Annotated in this window: 14 protein-coding genes; 5 read left to right on the top strand and 9 right to left on the bottom strand. The window is 74.9% G+C overall.

Annotated elements, in window-relative coordinates; genetic code table 11:
- Window positions 1–355 precede the first annotated feature (355 nt).
- Entirely contained in the window at window positions 356–1,246 is an 891-nt protein-coding gene (locus AC07FJ_RS19690) for an alpha/beta fold hydrolase (RefSeq protein WP_479050536.1), read from the top strand.
- Here AC07FJ_RS19690 and AC07FJ_RS19695 read toward each other — a convergent pair.
- A complete protein-coding gene (locus tag AC07FJ_RS19695; protein ID WP_479050538.1) occupies window positions 1,194–2,114 on the bottom strand; it encodes a LysR family transcriptional regulator in 921 nt (306 codons plus the stop codon). The two genes, AC07FJ_RS19690 and AC07FJ_RS19695, sit on opposite strands and share 53 nt — an antisense overlap.
- A gap of 111 nt (window positions 2,115–2,225) precedes the next feature.
- Here AC07FJ_RS19695 and AC07FJ_RS19700 point away from each other — a divergent pair, with 111 nt between their 5' ends.
- On the top strand, window positions 2,226–2,588 hold the full coding sequence (locus tag AC07FJ_RS19700) for a YybH family protein (RefSeq protein WP_361423726.1): 363 nt from the start codon (window positions 2,226–2,228) through the stop codon (window positions 2,586–2,588).
- 92 nt (window positions 2,589–2,680) lie between these two features.
- On the opposite strand, the gene AC07FJ_RS19705 is transcribed toward AC07FJ_RS19700, so the two are convergent.
- Window positions 2,681–3,607 (bottom strand): NAD(P)-dependent oxidoreductase, encoded by a 927-nt coding sequence (locus AC07FJ_RS19705; RefSeq protein ID WP_479050540.1) that lies wholly within the window; start codon window positions 3,605–3,607, stop codon window positions 2,681–2,683.
- A gap of 75 nt (window positions 3,608–3,682) precedes the next feature.
- Between AC07FJ_RS19705 and AC07FJ_RS19710 the strand changes: the two genes are divergently transcribed.
- Window positions 3,683–7,129: an AfsR/SARP family transcriptional regulator gene (locus AC07FJ_RS19710; RefSeq protein ID WP_479050542.1), complete on the top strand. Its 3,447-nt coding sequence runs from the start codon at window positions 3,683–3,685 to the stop codon at window positions 7,127–7,129.
- Here AC07FJ_RS19710 and AC07FJ_RS19715 read toward each other — a convergent pair.
- The 3 genes from AC07FJ_RS19715 to AC07FJ_RS19725 form a co-directional block, all read right to left on the bottom strand.
- The gene (locus AC07FJ_RS19715) at window positions 7,126–8,397 is read right to left on the bottom strand and encodes a GTP-binding protein (protein ID WP_479050544.1); all 1,272 of its coding nucleotides are present in this window, start codon (window positions 8,395–8,397) and stop codon (window positions 7,126–7,128) included. The two genes, AC07FJ_RS19710 and AC07FJ_RS19715, sit on opposite strands and share 4 nt — an antisense overlap.
- A gap of 5 nt (window positions 8,398–8,402) precedes the next feature.
- On the bottom strand, window positions 8,403–8,573 hold the full coding sequence (gene rpmF / locus AC07FJ_RS19720; protein WP_355359412.1) for a 50S ribosomal protein L32: 171 nt from the start codon (window positions 8,571–8,573) through the stop codon (window positions 8,403–8,405).
- A 71-nt stretch (window positions 8,574–8,644) separates the two neighbouring features.
- The gene (locus tag AC07FJ_RS19725) at window positions 8,645–9,223 is read right to left on the bottom strand and encodes a TetR/AcrR family transcriptional regulator (protein WP_479050546.1); all 579 of its coding nucleotides are present in this window, start codon (window positions 9,221–9,223) and stop codon (window positions 8,645–8,647) included.
- A 90-nt stretch (window positions 9,224–9,313) separates the two neighbouring features.
- On the opposite strand from AC07FJ_RS19725, the gene AC07FJ_RS19730 reads away from it, so the two are divergent.
- A complete protein-coding gene (locus tag AC07FJ_RS19730; protein WP_479050548.1) occupies window positions 9,314–9,760 on the top strand; it encodes an anthrone oxygenase family protein in 447 nt (148 codons plus the stop codon).
- 19 nt (window positions 9,761–9,779) lie between these two features.
- On the opposite strand, the gene AC07FJ_RS19735 is transcribed toward AC07FJ_RS19730, so the two are convergent.
- The 4 genes from AC07FJ_RS19735 to AC07FJ_RS19750 form a co-directional block, all read right to left on the bottom strand.
- Window positions 9,780–10,340 (bottom strand): PadR family transcriptional regulator, encoded by a 561-nt coding sequence (locus AC07FJ_RS19735; protein WP_479050550.1) that lies wholly within the window; start codon window positions 10,338–10,340, stop codon window positions 9,780–9,782.
- A 77-nt stretch (window positions 10,341–10,417) separates the two neighbouring features.
- Window positions 10,418–12,463, bottom strand: a complete 2,046-nt coding sequence (locus tag AC07FJ_RS19740) for an FAD-dependent oxidoreductase (RefSeq protein ID WP_479050552.1) — start codon at window positions 12,461–12,463, stop codon at window positions 10,418–10,420.
- 94 nt (window positions 12,464–12,557) lie between these two features.
- Window positions 12,558–13,460, bottom strand: coding sequence for an NAD(P)-dependent oxidoreductase (locus AC07FJ_RS19745; protein ID WP_479050554.1), 903 nt, complete (start codon window positions 13,458–13,460; stop codon window positions 12,558–12,560).
- Complete coding sequence (locus AC07FJ_RS19750) at window positions 13,453–14,406, bottom strand: NAD(P)-dependent oxidoreductase (protein WP_479050556.1); 954 nt, start codon at window positions 14,404–14,406, stop codon at window positions 13,453–13,455. The genes AC07FJ_RS19745 and AC07FJ_RS19750 overlap by 8 nt, the downstream gene beginning before the upstream one ends.
- A 96-nt stretch (window positions 14,407–14,502) precedes the next feature.
- Between AC07FJ_RS19750 and AC07FJ_RS19755 the strand changes: the two genes are divergently transcribed.
- Window positions 14,503–17,784: an AfsR/SARP family transcriptional regulator gene (locus AC07FJ_RS19755; RefSeq protein WP_479050558.1), complete on the top strand. Its 3,282-nt coding sequence runs from the start codon at window positions 14,503–14,505 to the stop codon at window positions 17,782–17,784.
- The last annotated feature ends 40 nt before the right edge of the window (window positions 17,785–17,824 follow it).

A 17,824-nucleotide genomic window follows, 5' to 3' on the forward strand; every position in this document is an offset into this window, starting at 1 on the left:
ACGGCTGTCGCGGACGAAGGCATGGTGCCAGGAGCCACTGACATCGGGGACGGGGTGAGGGATGACGCACGGCGGCTGCCGTACCCCGTGCCGGTCCAGGACGCCCCCATGCCGCCGCCGTCCGGGACCCTCACGGGCGGCACTCTCGTGCGCGAGGAGTACGGGAGGGGACCGCGGGTAGGCGCGGCACCCGGTGGAGTGGTGGCACTGGTGGCCGGAGGCCCGGCCGTGGCGCCGGACGCGTCCGCGGTCGAACGCGACCATCGGGTCATCACCCGCCCGAGGACACCGACGTCACCAAGGGCCATGCCGGCGGTGAGACGGGGTGGATGAGCCGAGCCCCAGGGAGGCCGGGATGTTCGAGGGCTTCGAGACAGCGCGGATCGACGTCGGTGAGGCGTCCGTCTTCGTCCGCTTCGGCGGGAGCGGTCCGCCCGTGGTGCTGCTGCACGGTCATCCCCGTACGTCGGCGACGTGGCACCGGGTCGCCCCGCTGCTCGTACGCGCCGGCCACACGGTGGTGTGCCCGGACCTGAGGGGGTACGGGCGCTCCCGGGGGCCGCGCTTCACGGCCGATCACGCCGGTTATTCCAAGCGCGCGGTCGCCGGGGACGTGGTGGCCGTGATGCGCCACCTCGGACACCGCAGGTTCGCGCTCGCCGGGCACGACCGCGGAGGGGCCGTGGCCCTGCGCCTCGCGCTCGACCACCCGGAGGCCGTCTCCCGGGTGGCCTTCGCGGACTGCCTGCCGCTGACGGAGCATCTGTCGCGGATCACCGCCGAGTTCGCCACCCAGTGGTGGCACTGGTTCTTCTTCGCGCAGCCGGACATCCCCGAGCGCGTCATCACCGTCGACCCCGTCGCCTGGTACCACGGCGACCCGGAGGTGATGGGCCAGGAGAACTACGACGAATGGCGGCGCGCCACCTCCGATCCCGAGGTGGTGCGGGCGATGCTCGAGGACTACCGCGCCGGTCTGACCGTCGACCGGCGGCATGAGGAAGCCGACCGCGCCGCCGGTGCCCGCGTCGCCTGCCCGACGCTCGTCCTGTGGTCGCTCCGGGACGACCTGGAAGACCTGTACGGAGATCCCCGCGCCATCTGGCGCGGGTGGGCCACCGACGTCCGGGGCCACGGCATCGACTCGGGTCACCACGTCGCCGAGGAGGCGCCCGAGGAACTGGCCTCCGCGCTCACCGACTTCCTCCGGCCGGACCGGGACGGCCTCGACGAGCGGGCCCGGTGAAGGCCTGTCGGCAGTGGCGCAGCAGCTCGCGTACCGCCGGGTTGTGCGCGCTGCGCCAGACGAGGGCCAGGAGTGCGGGTGTCGTGATGTCGTCGAGGGGGCGGGCGGTGAGGCGGTCGCCGTAGGGCCGGGCCATCGAATCGCTGAGGACGGCGACGCCGAGCCCGCGGGCGGCGAGGTCGGCGATGGCGTCCGGGGCGCTGGCCTCCAGGGCGATCGGCGGCCGGATGCCCTGGGCCGCGCAGGCGTCGTCGAACACCGTGCGCAGGCCGGTGCCGGGGGGCATGCACACCAGCGGGTGGGAGCACGCGTCGCGCAGCGTGACCCGCCGGCGCTTCGCCAGCGGATGCCCGGCCGGGACCGCGACGCAGAGCCGCTCGTCGACGAGGGTCAACGCCTCCAGCCCCTCGGGAACGGCGGCCGCGGCCCCGATCAGGGCCAGGTCGAGGGTGCCCGCGCGCACCGCCTCCGCGAGCCGGTCGGAGCGGTCCTCCAGCAGGGAGATCTCCACCCCGGGATGCGCTCCGCGGAACGAGGCGAGGGCGTCGAACAGCGGCGTGACGGTGCAGCCGCTGACCATCCCGACGGTCACGCGCCCCCGGACGAGGTCCGCCACCTCGCCCACCGCCTGCCCGACCGCCCGGGCGGCGGCGAGAGCGGCGTGGGCCGGTTCGAGGGCCGCCTTGCCCGCGACGGTGAGGGTGACGATCCGTGCGGACCGGTCGAACAGTGCGGCCCCGAGCTCCCGTTCCAGCTGCCGGATCTGCGCACTCACCCCGGACTGGCTGATGCGGACCCGCTCCGCGGCCCGGGTGAAGTTCCGCTCCTCGGCGACGGCGACGAAGTACTCCAGCTGCCTCAGTTCCATGACCGTGGATTCTAGTTTCCACAAGAACCATCTGTTGGACTTCTGATACGAGGGTGACGAGGATCGGAACCGCTGACAGACCGACACCGGATCCGATCCCAGGAGGAATTCATGCCGGAGTACGAGAAGGCCATGCGCCCCGAGGACATCACCCGCTTGTTCGTCGAACGGTCCAACGCCGGTGACGCGGCCGGAGTCGCCGCGCTGTACGAGGAGAACGCCGTGGTGGCGTTTCCCCCCGGCCGGCAGACCGTCGGCCGGGAGGCGATCCGCGCCCTGTGGGAGCAGGTGCTCGCGGGCAGGCCGCGGTTCGAGCCGGAAGCGCCCCTCCCGACGCTGGTCAGCGACGACATCGCCCTCACGTCGACCCCGCCGAGGGACGGTGCCGGTGCTCGCGCGCAGGTGGTCAGGCGCCAGCCGGACGGAAGCTGGCTGCGCCTGCTGGACCAGCCGGAGTTCGTCCCGGTGCCCTGAGCCTCCGGAGGCGCCCGGCCGGACGCCCCGGCCGGGCACCAGGGGCCGGCAGGCCGGCAGGCCGGCGGACGGGCCTGCCGGCCTGCCGGCGGTTACGCCCGGCCCCGGAAGACCTCGACGAGTGCGGCATAGCTCGCACCGGCGTGGCCCGCGCCGATGGCGCGCTCGGTGAGGGCCTGGATGCGGGCCGGCCAGTCGGTGTCGATGCCGACGGCCGCGCTCTCCCGCACCAGGTGCTTCATGGTGGCCAGATGGGTCTCCAGCGCGGCGTCCTCGGCCGGGTAGGCGCCGCGGTCGATCTGGTCGGCGTAGGCGCTGATGAAGCCGGTCACGCTGCCCACCCACTGGTTGGCGAAGGGCGCGAACGCGCTCGCGTCCACCTTGACCGCGCCGAGCAGCGCCGCCCCGTGCAGGAACGCGTTGAGCGTGCCCCACATGACGCCGAGCAGCGCCACGTCGTACAGGGAGGCGAGCCCGGGGTCCTCGCCGAAGAAGGTCGCCTTGCCGAGCCGGCCGAGGGCCTCGCGGTGCCGCTCGAAGGCGTCCGGTGCTCCGCTGAACAACAGGAAGGCGTCCGGGGTGCCGATCACCTCGGGGATGGCCATGATCGCGCCGTCCACGTAGTCGCCGGTCAACTCCGCCAACGCGCGGGCCTCGTCGGACGTCCCGGAGGTCAGGTTGACGAGGGTGCGTCCGGCGAGATCGGCCCGGTGCGGGCCGAGCGCGTCGCGTACCGCGTCGGCGTCGCTGAGGCAGACGACGACCAGGGAGCTCGCTCGCAGGGCCTCGGCCACGGAGGGCGCGAAGGTGGCCCCCCGGGCGACCAGTTCGTCCGCCTTGCCCGCGGAGCGGTTCCACACGGTGGTCGGATGGCCCGCGTCGAGGAAGGCGCCGGCGAGGGCCCTGCCCATCAGGCCCAGGCCGATGACGGTGACGGCCTCGCCACCCGGGGCGGAGTTCGACGCGGCGTCAGAATCGGTGGTGGCAACGGAGTTCGGTGTGTTCGGTGTGTTCGTCATGTCTCGACTGTGCGCGAGCGGGGTTCCGGTCCGTCTCCGGAAACGTTCCGGCGGGGTTACGGGTAACGTGACCGGGTGCGTTTCGGAGTGCTGGGCCCCCTGGAAGTGTGGACGTCGGACGGTCAGCCCGTACGGGTCCACGAGGCGAAGGTCCGTGCCCTCCTGACCGCGCTCCTGGTGCACCGGGGCCGGGCCGTCTCGGTGGACCGGCTCATCGACGCCCTGTGGGGCGACGCGCCCCCGGCGAACGACGTCCGCACCCTGCGCTCCAAGGTCTCGCTGCTGCGCCGCACCCTGGAGGAGGCCGAGCCGGGCGGCCGCGACCTCATCGAGTCCCGGTCGCCGGGCTACCTGCTGCGGGCCGACGACACCGCGGTCGACGCCGGACGCTTCGAGGCGCTGCTGCGCCGCGCGCAGGCGTCCCCCGGCGACCCCCGTGCCAGGGCCCGGCTGCTCCGCGAGGCCGCGGAGCTCTGGCGGGGTGAGGAGGCGTACGCCGACCACGCCGACGCCGCGTTCGTACGCGCCGAAGCCCGGCGGCTGGAGGAGCAGCGGCTGGCCGCGCTCGAGGAACTCGCCGAGGCGCGGCTCGAACTGGGCGAGCACGCGCTGCTCGCGGGCGAGCTGGGCGAACTCGTCACCGCGCACCCGCTGCGCGAGCGGCTGCGGGCCGCCCACGTCCGCGCCCTCTACCTCGCGGGCCGCCAGGACGAAGCGCTGGCGAGCCTGGCCGAACTGCGCGACCGGTTGCGCGACGACCTCGGCCTCGATCCCGGCCGCGAGCTGGCCGCCCTGCACGAGGCGATCCTGCGGCAGGACGCCGGCCTCGCGCCCGCGGCCCCCACGACGGCGGCACAGGGGGCAGGACCGCGCGAGCAAGGACCGTACGAGGCAGGACCGCGCGAGGAAGGACCGTACGGGGCAGGACCGCGCGAGCAAGGACCGTACGAGGCAGGACCGTACGGGGCAGGACCGCGCGAGGAAGGACCGTACGCGGCGGGACCGCGCGGGGAAGGACCGTACGAGGCCGGGCCCCACGGACAAGGACCGTACGCGGCGGGCCCGCGCGGCAACCTCCCCGCACCCCTGACCGACCTGATAGGCCGCACCGACGACGTACGGCGGATCCAGGCGCTGCTGACGCGCGAGCGGCTGGTGACGCTCACCGGCGCGGGCGGGGTCGGCAAGACACGGCTCGCCCTGGAGGCGGCCGCGTACCACGCCCGCGAACTCCCGGACGGCGCCTGGCTGGTGGAGCTCGCCCCGGCACGCACCGCCGCGGAGGTGCACGAGGCCGTCGCCGCGGTGCTCGGCCTGCGGGACGACCCGCGCGTGCCGGCGCGGCCCGTGGCCGGCCGGCTCGCCGATGCCCTCAGGGGCCGCGACACGCTGCTGGTACTGGACAACTGCGAGCACGTCGTCGAACCGGTCGCCGAGCTGACCGCACACCTGCTGCGCGCCGCGCCCGCCCTGCGGGTCCTGGCCACCAGCCAGGAGCCGCTGGCGGTCGTCGGCGAACGCCTGTGGCCCGTACCGCCCCTGGACCTCCCCGGCGCCGACGCGTACGGCGTCGACCTGGACGCGCCGGACGCCGACGGGACCGAGGGCCCCGACCCGGACCGGTTGCTGCGCTCCAGCGCGGTACGGCTCTTCGTCTCGCGCGCCACCGCCGCCGATCCCGGCTTCCGGCTCGACGCGGGCAACGCGCGGGCCGTCGCCACCATCTGCCGCCGCCTGGACGGCATCCCGCTCGCGCTGGAGATGGCCGCCGCCCGAGTGCGCCTCATGCCCGTGGCCGAACTCGCCGCCCGGCTCGACGACCGCTTCCGGGTGCTCACCGCCACCCTGCGCTCCACCCCGACGCGGCAGCGGACCCTGCGCGCCACCCTCGACTGGAGCTGGGGCCTGCTCGGCGAGCGGGAGCGGATCGTGCTGCGCCGTCTGGCGGTCTGCGCCGACGGCTGCACGCTGGAGGCCGCCGAAGCGGTGTGCGCCGACGACCGGATACGCCGCGCCGACGTCCTCGACCTGCTGGGCCGACTGGTCGACCGGTCGCTGGTCGGGCAGCACGACGGACGGTACCGGCTGCTGGAATCGGTCGCCGCCTACTGCGCGGAGCGGCTGGCCGAGGCGGGGGACGAGGAGCTCCGGGGCGCGCGCGACCGCCACCTCGCCCACTACACCGACTTCGCCGTGCACGCCGACGCCCGCCTCCGGGGCCACGAGCAGCACCGGTGGCTGCGACGGCTGGAGGCCGAGACCGCCAACGTCCGGGCCGCCCTCGCCCACGCGGTGCGCCACGGTGTCGGGGACGCGGCCCTGCGGCTGGTCAACGCGATGGCGTGGTACTGGTTCCTGCGCGGCCGGTTCGCCGAGGCCCGGCGCTCCTTCGACCTCGCGCTGTCGGGCGACGGCGCCCCCGAACGGAAGGCGGCCGCCCGGGCATGGCGCGCGGGAATGTCGCTGCTCCTGCTCGACACGCGGTACGACACCGATACCGACACCCAGGCCGCGGTGGCGGCGTACGACACCGTCGACGACCCGGCGGGCCGGGCCCGCGCGCGGTGGTTCCTCGCCTTGAGCAGGACCGGGTTCGGTGATGCGGCGGTCACCTGCCACCTCGCCGAACGGGCGCATGCCGGGTTCGAGGAGCTGGGCGACCGCTGGGGTGCCGCCGCTGCGCTGGCGGTCCGCGCCGAAGTCCTCGTCCACCAGGGCAGGCTGGACGAGGCGCGGGCGGACGCCCGGCGGGCGCGGGCGGCCTTCGAGGAGCTCGGCGACGGATGGGGCCGGCTCCATGCCGCGTACACCCTCGGGGACCTGGCCGAGATGGCGGGCGACTACGGCGCGGCGGAGCAGCTGCGCGAGGAGGGCCATCGGCTCGCGAGCGCGCTCGACCTGTGGAACGACGCCTCCAGGATGCTGGCCCGGCTCGGCCGTACCGCCGTGCTCACCGGTGACCTCGACCGTGCCCGGGACCTCCACGAACGCGCCAGGCGACTGGCCGCCGCACACGCCTACCAGCGCGGCGAGGAGTTCGCCGAAGTGGGGCTCGGGATCGTGGCGCGGCGCCAGGGCAGGCTCGACGACGCCGCGGCCCACTTCCACGCCTGGCTCGACTGGTGCCGCCGGTGGGAAGGGGACCACGGAGTGGCGTTCATCCTCGCCGAGCTCGGGTTCATCGCCGAACAGCGCGGTGACGCCGCCACCGCCCGGGAGCTCCACCGGGAAGGCCTCGACCACGCGCGCCGCACCGGCGACCCCCGCGCCCTCGCCCTCGCCTTCGAGGGCCTCGCCGGAGCGGAGGCCCTGGCCGGCGACCTCGAGCGTGCCGCCCGCCTGCTCGGCGCCGCGGCCGGCGCCCGCGCCGCGGTCGGCACGCCGCTGCCCAAGGCGGAGCGCGGCGACGTCGACCGCATCACCGACTCCGTCCGCGCGGGCCTGACCCCGGAGGCGTACGAGCACGCCTTCACGCAGGGGGCGGCGGACTTCCCCGCGCTCGCGGGCCCGGAAAGCCCCTAGCGGCCCAGGCGCGGATGCGCGTGTTCCGGGCTCCCGTCCAGGTCGCAGGCGTCGTCGGGCCCGTGGACGTCCCACGCCGGGAACGGGTCGTCCCACGGCCCGCTCTCGCGCTCCGCCACCAGACAGGTCTCCAGAGCGGTGTGCAGCGCGTCGGCGCGCAGTCCCGTCCCGATGAAGACCAGTTCCTGGCAGCCCCGGCCGCCGCCCTCGTCGCCGTCCTCGCGGGCGCCGGACGGCTCGAAGCGGGCGACGGCGCCGGCCTGGGACCACAGCCCGGTCACGTGGTCGCGGCCGGCGAGCCGGAAGAAGCCCTTGGAGCGCAGGATCCGTCCGTACGCCCCGCTGTCCATGCCCTCGGTGACGAACCGCCACAGCCGCTCGGGGTGGAAGGCGCGGTCCGCCCGGAAGACCGTGGAGGAGATGCCGTACTCCTCGGTCTCGGGGATGTGGTCGCCGTTGAGCTCCATGACCCAGCCGGGCGCCTGCTGGGCGCGCTCCAGGTCGAACAGGCCGGTGCCGAGGACGTCCTGGGGGGCCACCCGGCCGCGCTCGGCGGTCAGGATGCGGGCGGCCGGGTTGAGCCGGGTGAGCGCGGCCGCCAGCAGGGCCGCGTCCGCCTCCGTGACGAGGTCCAGCTTGTTGAGGACGATGACGTCCGCGAACTCGATCTGGTCCATCAGCAGGTCGCTGACCGTGCGCTCGTCGTCCTCGTACTGGTCGAGGCCCCGTTCGGCGAGTCCGTCGCCGCCCGCCAGTTCGGGCAGGAAGTTGGCCGCGTCGACGACCGTGACCATGGTGTCGAGGCGGGCCAGGTCGCCCAGCGTGGCACCGTCGTCGCGCGGGAAGGCGAACGTCGCGGCGACGGGCATCGGCTCCGAGATGCCGCTGGACTCGATGAGGAGGTAGTCGAAGCGGCCCTCGCGGGCCAGCCGGTCGACCTCCTCCAGGAGGTCGTCGCGCAGGGTGCAGCAGATGCACCCGTTGGTCATCTCGACCAGCCGCTCCTCGGTGCGGGAGAGGGCCGCCTCGCCGCCGCGCACCAGGGCGGCGTCGATGTTGACCTCGCTCATGTCGTTGACGATCACGGCGACCCGCAGGCCCTCCCGGTTGCCCAGGACGTGGTTGAGCAGCGTCGTCTTGCCCGCGCCGAGGAAGCCCGAGAGGACCGTGACGGGCAGACGCGGGTCGAGCGGGTCGCGCGGGTCGCGTCGCGCGTCGCGCGCGTCGCGCGGGTCGCGCGGGTCGCGGATCGCCGTGGCCGTCGTCATCGCGCTCAGCCCTCCGGCTGGATCAGGCCGCGCTCGTACGCCTTCACCAGGCGCTGTGGCACCTGGTAGACGGAGCCGTCGACCGTCACGGGCACCAGCTGGGGCGTGGACGCCTTCCACTGGGCGCGGCGGTGGCGGGTGTTGGAGCGGGACATCTTCCGCTTGGGTACGGCCATGACTGCGAGACCTCCATCGTCGGTACGGTGGGGTCACGCTACCTGAAAATGATTACCGTTAACAATTCCCTTCAGACCACGGCGAGCCGGTCCACCAGCAGCTTCACCCGCGACTCGGTGTGCTCCGGCGGCAGCCGCCCCGCTCGGACCAGGGTGGCCAGCCCGTGCAGGGCCGCCCAGAACACCTCGGTGAACAGTCCCGGGTGGACGCCCTCCCCGGCGACCTCGCCGAGGCTTTCCAGTAGGGCGGCGAACGCGTCCTTGAGGGGTTGCGGGGTGTCCTCGACCGCGAACGCCAGACCGCCGTCGAGCTGGAACATGGCGTCGTAGACCGCCGGGTTGCGTGCGGCGAATTCGAGGTAGGCGCGCGCGAGGGCGGTGACCCGCTCGCGCGGGCCGTTCGCGCGGGAGGTGGCGGCGCGCACCGCCACGGCCAACTCGGCCGCGCCCTCGAGGGCGACGGCGCCGATGATCTCCCGTTTGCCGCGGAAGTGGCTGTAGAGGACGGGCTGGCTGTACTCGATGCGCTCGGCGAGCCGGCGGGTGGTGACCGCGTCCCAGCCCTGCTGCTCGGCGATGTCGCGGGCCGTCGCCACGATGAGGCGTTCGCGCTCGGCCCGCTCGCGCTGCTTGCGTTCCTGTACCGACATGATTCGATCCTAGCACCGCTAGACAATCGAGCGGCAGTAGGTCTAGCGTTGCCTCATCAGCTAGCAACGCTAGATCCCAGGAGGGTCATCATGCTCAACGCACTCGAGGTGTTCACCACCGTGGTCGTCGGCGTGATGGTGGGGGTGGAGTTCTCCGTCGCCTTCGTCATCAACCGGATCCTCGACGCACTCCCCGAGGACAGCGGCCAGCTCGGCCGCGCCCACGGAGGCCGGATGCTCGGCGCCGTGATGCCGGTCTGGTACATCACGTCGCTCGTCCTGGTCGCGGTCTGGGCCGTCGCCGGATGGCACCACTCCGGCACCGGCCTCGTCGTCACCGCCGGCGCGTTGCTGATCGTCAGCGTGATCATGTCGGTCCTGCTGCTCGTCCCGGTCAACAACCGGAGCAAGACGTGGACCCCCGAGAACCGGCCCGAGGACTGGAAGGAGCAGGCGAACCGCTGGGACCGCTACCACTACGTCCGCGTCGCCGTCATCATCGCCGCCTTCGCCCTGCTGGCCGCCGCCCTCGCCTAGGGCGGACAGGCGCCACCCCCTAGGGCGGATACGCGCCGCCCTGGTCGCCGCGGTCGAACTCCGCCAGCGCCTCCGTCAGCCACGCCGTCCAGAACCGCTCCAGCTCGATGCCCCCGCGCAGGACCAGATGGCGCAGCCGGTCCGCCTCGGCGGCGCGCCGCTCCGGCGGGAACTGCCGCTCCTCCATCCCGAGGTACTCCTCCAACTGCGCCCGGTGCAACGCCAGATGGCGGCGCAGTTCGTCCGCGAAGCCCTCCGTCCCCACCACCGCCGCCGCGCGCAGCCGCAGCAGCAGGGCGTCCCGGATGGGCTTGGGGTCCTCGCTCCTGCGCACCCACTCGCTCAGGGCCTCCCGGCCCGCGGGCAGAACCTCGTACTCCTTCTTCTGCCCACGGGCCGGAGCCTGCGCGGGCAGGGCCCGGATGTGCCCCGCCTGCTCCAGCTTTCCCAGCTCGCGATAGATCTGCTGATGCGTGGCCGACCAGAAGTAGCCGATCGACCGGTCGAACCGGCGGGTCAGCTCCAGACCCGAGGACGGCTTCTCGAGCAGGGCGGTGAGGATCGCGTGCGGGAGTGACATGACCGCATCCTAGGGACGCGTACGACCCACGGGACCCACGGGACCTGCGGGCCGCACGCGGCCCACGGGCCGCACGGTCACAGAGCCGCCGCCAGCCGCGTCCCCTGGTCGATCGCGCGCTTGGCGTCCAGCTCGGCGGCCACGTCCGCGCCGCCGATCAGGTGCGCGGACACCCCGGCCGCCACGAGCTCCTCGTACAGGTCGCGCCGCGGCTCCTGCCCCGTGCAGAGCACGACCGTGTCGACGGGCACGGTCCGGGCCTCGCCGTCCACGGTGATGTGCAGGCCCTCGTCGTCGATCCGCTCGTACGCGGCGCCCGCCACCATGGTGACGCCCCGGTGCTTGAGCTCCGTGCGGTGGATCCAGCCCGTCGTCTTGCCCAGCCCCGCGCCGACCTTGGTCGTCTTGCGCTGCAGCAGGTGCACGGTGCGCGGCGGCTTCGGGCGCTCGGGGGCGCGCAGTCCGCCGCGCCCCGCGTACGACGTGTCGACGCCCCACTGCCGGAAGTACGTCTCCGGGTCCCGGCTCGCGCCCTCGCCGCCGTCCGTCAGGAACTCCGCCACATCGAAGCCGATGCCGCCCGCGCCGACGACCGCCACGCGCTCGCCGACCGGCGCGCCGTCGCGCAGGACGTCCAGGTAGCTGACGACGCTCGGGTGGTCGACGCCGTCGATGGCGGGCGTGCGCGGGGTCACGCCGGTCGCGACGACGACCTCGTCGTAGCCGGTGAGCGCCCCGGCGGTGGCGTACGTGCCCAGGCGTACGTCCACGCCGCTCTCGGCCAGCCGCGTACGGAAGTAACGGAGCGTCTCGTCGAACTCCTCCTTGCCCGGCACCCGCTTGGCGATGTTGAGCTGTCCGCCGATCTCGTCCGCGGCGTCGAACAGCGTGACCTCGTGGCCGCGTTCGGCGGCGCTCACGGCGCAGGCGAGCCCCGCCGGGCCGGCGCCGACCACCGCGACGCGCTTGCGCAGCCGGGTGGGGGAGAGGACCAGCTCGGTCTCGTGGCAGGCGCGCGGGTTGACCAGGCAGGAGGTGATCTTCCCGCTGAAGGTGTGGTCCAGGCACGCCTGGTTGCAGCCGATGCACGTGTTGATGGCCTCCGGCCGGCCCTGCGCCGCCTTGGCGACGAAGTCGGGGTCGGCGAGGAAGGGCCGGGCCATCGACACCATGTCCGCGCGCCCCTCCGCCAGGATCCGCTCGGCGACCTCCGGGGTGTTGACGCGGTTGCTGGTGATCAGCGGCACGGAGACCGCGCCCATCAGCCGCTGCGTCACCCAGGTGTACGCGCCGCGCGGCACGGAGGTGGCGATGGTCGGGATGCGGGCCTCGTGCCAGCCGATCCCCGTGTTGATCAGCGTCGCGCCGGCCGCCTCGATTCCCTTGGCGAGCGCCACGACCTCCTCCAGGGTCGAGCCGCCCGGCACCAGGTCCAGCATGGAGAGCCGGTAGATGAGGATGAACTCCTCGCCGAGCCGCTCGCGCGTCCGGCGGACGATCTCCAGCGGGAAGCGCACCCGGTTCTCGTACGAGCCGCCCCAGCGGTCGGTGCGGTGGTTGGTGGCGGCCGCGATGAACTCGTTGATCAGATAGCCCTCGGAGCCCATGATCTCGACGCCGTCGTACCCCGCCGACTTCGCCAGCTCGGCGGCGCGCACGTAGTCCTCGATCGTCTGCTCGACCTCGGCGTCGGACAGCTCGTTCGGTACGAAGGGGCTGATCGGCGCCTGGATCGCGCTGGGGGCGACGAGGTCGCGGTGGTAGGCGTACCGGCCGAAGTGCAGGATCTGCATCGCGATGCGCCCGCCGGCCGCGTGCACCGCGTCCGTCACGACCCGGTGCTTCGCCGCCTCCTCCTCGGTGGTGAGCTTGGCCCCGCCCTCGTACGGCCGCCCCGCGTCGTTCGGCGCGATGCCGCCGGTCACGATCAGCCCCACGCCGCCCCGGGCGCGCTCGGCGTAGAAGGCCGCCATGCGCGCGAAACCGTTCTCGGCCTCCTCCAGCCCTACGTGCATCGACCCCATGAGCACGCGGTTGGGCAGGGTGGTGAACCCGAGGTCCAGCGGGCTGAGCAGATGCGGGTACGGGCTCGGGCTCTGGCTCCGGCTCTGGGTCGGGGTCATGGGGGCCTCCTCGGCGGGGTGTCGTCGCACCAGTTGTAGACGACGCCGGACAGCTTGTGCAACAAGTTGCATAAGGGTCCCGGCGTGACGTGCGCTACGTGCGGCGCGCCCCCGCCCTGAGGAGCTCGAAGACGGAGGAGAAGCTCTCCGCCCCCTTCCCCTCGGCCGCCCGGCCCTCCAGCAGTGCCATCAGCGGCTCGTGCACCGCGGAGTCGACGCCGTGCGTCCGGCCGAGCCGCAGGAGATGGCCGACCGCGACCCGGTTCAGGTCGACGGTGGAGACGCCGTTCCCGTACGAGCCCGAGGCGGCCTCTGCCGCGACCTCCGGCAGGAAGTCCGCCATCCCGCGCAGCCACCCCGCCGCCAGCGGGGCGAAGGCCTCCGGCGCCAGGCCCCCCACGGCGTCGAGCAGCGCGGCCGCGTGCAGGAAGCCGGTGAGCGCGGCGTACCCCGTGCCGAGGAGCGCCAGCGAGTGGATCTCCGCCAGTCCCGCGTCCGCCCCGAGGTAGTGCGCGGTGGCCATCACCCGCAGCGCGGCACGGTGCCGGACGAACGCCTCCTCGGCGCCGCTGTAGAGGAAGAAGGCGTCCGGCGTGGCGACCGACTGCGGCAGCGCCATCATCGTGCCGTCCAGGTGCCGCGCGCCCTGCGCCGCCACCCACGCCGCGAGCTCCCGCGCCTCCTCCGGCGAGCCGTTCGCCAGGCTCACCACCGTGCGGCCGGACAGCACCGCGGCCGCGGTCGCGAGGGTCTCCCGTACGGCGGCGGTGTCGAGGAGCGGCACGACGACCAGGTCGGCCGCCTCGATCGCTTCAGCGGCGGTCGCCGCCCGTACGGCTCCCTGCGCCACCAGGGCGTCGGCCTTGGTGGCGGTGCGGTTCCACACCGTCGTGCGGTACCCGGCGGCGAGGAACGCCTCGGCGATCGCCGTACCCATGAGGCCGAGCCCCAGGACCGTCACGCGCTCCCGTTCCCCCCGCCCTTCCCGTTCACGCATGGCGGGCGCCTTCCCGCAGGACGCGGCCGACGCTCGCGATGCCGGCCGCGCCGTACCCGTCGGCCGAGGCCCGCTCCAGCAGCGACTTCACCAGCTCCGGCAGCTCCGCGCCGACCCCCTCGGCGCGGCTCGCGAGGACCAGGTGCTCCATCGCCGCCGCGTGCACGTCCACGGTGCCGTCGTCGTCGGGGAAGCGGCCGTCCGCGAGCTGGCGGGCGTGCTCCGTCATCAGGGACGTCACGAACGGCATGTGACCCGCCGCCACCGCCGCGAAATCCGGCGGCTCCACGCCCGCCGCGCCCGCCAGGGCGACGGCGTGGTGGAAGCCCGCCAGCGCGCCCCAGGCCAGCCCGAACAGCGCCGTGTCGTACACCGCGGCCAGCGCCGGGTCCGCCCCCAGGTGCACCGAGTTACCCAGCGCGCCGAGTACCTCGCGGTGCGCGGCGAAGGCGTCCGCGGAGCCGCTGAGGACGAACAGCGCCTCCGGCCGTCCCACCAGCCGCGTCCCGCTCATGGCCGCGCCGTCCAGGTACGCGGCGCCGAGCCCCGACGCCAGGCCGGCCATCTCGCGCGCGTCCTCCGGCGTGCCGGACGTCAGGTTCACCAGGACCTTGCCGCGCAGGCCGCCCGCCGCGCCCGTCGCGCCCGCCGCGTTCGCCGCGTTCGCCGGCTGGAGCACGTCGCCGACCGTGCCGTAGTCGGGGAGGCACACCACCACCAGGTCGGCCGCCTCGATGGCCTCGGCGGCACTCGCCGCCCGGACGGCTCCCTGGACCACCAGGGCGTCGGCCTTGGCGGCGGTGCGGTTCCACACCGTCGTGCGGTACCCGGCGGCGAGGAACGCCTGGGCGAGCCGCGTGCCCATCTGCCCGAGGCCGATCACGGCCACCGCGGCCGGCCCGTCGCTCTCGTACGTGTACGTGGAGGTGGAGTTGTCCGTCGTCATCACAGGCTCCTTGAAAAGGCGGGTGGTCCGGTGGGAACAAGGTGCCGACCGGCCCTGTCGGAGTCCTGGCGGATCACTGTCGTTACGGTGTCGCCCGTGTACTTCTCCTTACTGGGTCCGCTCACCGTCCTGACGAGCGACGGAAGACCGGTCGACATCCCCGAGGCGAAGATCCGCGCCCTCCTCGCCCACCTCCTCGTCCACGCGGGCCGGCCTGTCTCCACCGACCGGCTGGTGGACCACCTGTGGGGCGACCGCCCGCCCCGCAACCCGGCCGGCGCCCTGCAGACCAAGGTGTCCCGCCTGCGCCGCGCCCTCGGGCGGGCCGAGCCGGGCGCCGAGGCGCTGGTGGAATCCCGCCCGCCCGGCTACCTCCTGCGGGCGGGCGCCGACGACACGGACGCCGGCCGGTTCGCCGCCCTCGTCGCGTCCGCGTACGGCACCGGGGACCCGGCGGCGCGGGCGGGCCTGCTCACGGAGGCCCTCGCGCTCTGGACGGGCGAGGCGTACGCGGGCCTCACCGACGGCGGCGCCGAGGCGGGCGAGGGCGCCGACGCCGACGCCGTACGGAACGCCGCGCACCGGCTGGAGGAGGAGCGGCTCACCGCCCTCGAAGCGCTGGCCGAGACTCGTCTGGAGCTGGGGGAGCACCACGCGCTCGTGGGCGAGCTCGGCGAGCTGACCGCCCGGCACCCCTTGCGCGAACACCTGCGCGCCGCCCACCTGCGCGCGCTGTACCGGGCGGGACGGCAGGCCGAGGCGCTGGCCGCGTACGCCGACCTGCGGGAGCGGCTCGCGGACGAACTGGGCGTGGACCCGGGCCCGGAGCTGGCCGCCCTGCACACGGCGATCCTCCGCCAGGACCCGGAGCTGTCGCCGCCGGGCCGGGGAGCCCCGGACCTGCCCGTTCCGGGTCCGGGAACTGCGGACCTGCCCGTTCCGGGCCCGGGAACTGCGGACCTGCCCGTCCCGGGCCCGGCAACTCCCGGCTTGCCCGTCCCGGCCCCGGGAACCGTGGGCGCGGCGCTCCCGCAGGCCGCACCGCTTGCCGCGCCCGGGCAGCTCACCGACCTCGTCGGCCGGGCCGCCGCCCTCGCCGCCGTACGCGGACTGCTCGTCACCCACCGCCTGGTGACGCTCACGGGGCCAGGCGGTGTCGGCAAGACCCGGCTGGCCGAGGAGACGGCCGCCACGCTCACCGCCCCCGGGCGGCCGGACGGACCTGCCGAGGAGGACGTCCGGTTCGTCGGCCTCGCCGCATCCGGCGACGTCGGCGAGCAGCTGAGCGCCGCGCTCGGGATCCGCGAGGACAGCGGGCTCGGGCTGGAGGAGGCGCTGCGCTCGCGGCGGATGCTCCTCGTGCTGGACAACTGCGAACACGTCGTCGACGCCGTCGCCGACCTGACCCACCGCCTCCTGGCGACCGCCCCCGGTCTGCGCGTCCTGGCCACCAGCAGGGAGCCGCTCGGGGTGCCGGGCGAGGCCGTGTGGACCGTTCCGCCGCTGGAACAGGCCGACGCCGAGCGGCTGTTCGCCGCCCGGGCCGCGGCCGCCGCGCCCGGTTTCGCCGTGGGCCCCGACAACGCCGAGGCCGTCGCGACCCTCTGCCGCCGCCTCGACCGGATCCCCCTCGCCCTGGAACTGGCCGCCACCCGGGTGCGCGCTCTCGGCGTGCACGAGCTGGCCGCGCGCCTCGACGACCGGTTCCGCCTGCTGGCCGGCGGCCGGCGTGGCGTACCGCCCCGCCAGCGGACCCTGCGGGCGGTCATCGACTGGAGTTGGGAGCTGCTCGGCGACGACGAGCGTGCCGTCCTGCGCCGGCTCGCCGTCCACGCCGACGGCTGCACCCTGGAGGCCGCCGAGGCGGTGTGCGGTCACGACCGCGACGCGCTCGACCCGCTCGTCCGCCTGGTCGACCGCTCCCTCGTCAGCGTGTCGGGCGTCAGCCTGTCGGGTGTCGGTGGGTCGGGCGTCGGCGGGTCGGACGGCCCGGCTCCCCGCTACCGCCTCGCCGAGTCGGTCGCGGCGTACGCCCGCGAACGCCTCGCCGAGGCGGGCGAGACCGAGGCCATGGGCCTGCGCCACCACGCGTACTACACCGCGCTCGCCGAGCGGGCCGCCCCCGGGCTCCACGGCCCCGGCCAGCAGCGGTGGCTGGAGCGCCTCGACCGGGAGACGGCCAATCTGCGCGCCGCCCTCGACCACGCCGTACGCCGACGGGAGGCGCCCGACGCGCTGCGGCTCGCCCTCGCCCTGACGTGGTACTGGTTCCTGCGCGGCCGACTGGGCGAGGCCGTGCGCTCTCTCGCCCAGTGCCTGGCCCTGGCCGACGGGGCCCCCGCGGACCTCCGCCGGCAGGCCGCCGCCCGGCACGCCGGCTTCACGGTGCTCGCCGGAGGCCACGCCCCGGAACAGGACGACGGAGCCGACGACCGGAGCCGCTGGTTCCTCGGCCACGCGCTGCTGCACAGCGGCGGCGACCTGGCGCGCAGCGAGGACCTGGTCGAGCGCGCCCTGGCCGGCTTCCGCGCCGACGGCGACCGGTGGGGCGTCGCCGCGGCCACCGGCACCCGGGCCTGGCAGGCGCTGCTGCGCGGTGACCTCGACGGCGTACGCGTCCACGGGGAGGAGAGCCTGGCGCTCTTCGGGGAACTCGGCGACCGCTGGGGCCTGCTGTCGACCACGTACCCGATGGCGGCCCTGGCGGAGATCACCGGCGCGTACGAGCGGGCCGCGCGGCTCCACCGGGAGGGGCTGCGCCTCGCCGAGGAGCTCGGCTTCCGGACGGCCGCCGCCGACCGGCTCACCGGGCTCGGCAGGCTCGCCCTTCTGACCGGGGACTTCCGGGACGCGGAGCGGCTCCACGAGCGGGCGCAGCACCTGGCGGCCGAGGAGGGCTACACCGCGGGGGAGGTCCACGCCGAGATGGGGCTGGCCCTCGGCGCGCGGCGCGAAGGCCGCCTCGACCGCGCCGAAACGTATCTGCGCAAGGCTCTCGACTGGCACCGCGGGGTCGCCTTCGGGCCCGGCCCCGCCCTGCTGCTGGCCGAGCTCGGCTTCGTCGCCGAGCAGCGCGGCGACGGGCCGGCGGCCCTGGCCCTGCACCGCGAGGGCCTCGCCGCCGCCCGCTCGGCCGGCGACCCCCGGGCCCTGGCCCTCGCCTTCGAGGGCCTGGCCGGCGCCCACGCCCTCACCGGCCGCCCGTCCCGCGCCGCCCGCCTCCTCGGCGCGGCGGCCCGCCTCCGGGAGCGGGCCGGGGCACCGCTGCCGGACGCCGAGCGCGCCGACGTCGACCGCGTCACGGCACGCGTCCGGGCCGCGCTGGGCGCGGCGGAGTTCGCCGCCGCCTACGCCACGGGCCTCGGGCAGGGGGCGTGACCGGCGCGAGCTGCGCCGCGCACCCCGGCGGTATCACCAT

This window comes from Streptomyces sp. NPDC045998, assembly GCF_056430285.1.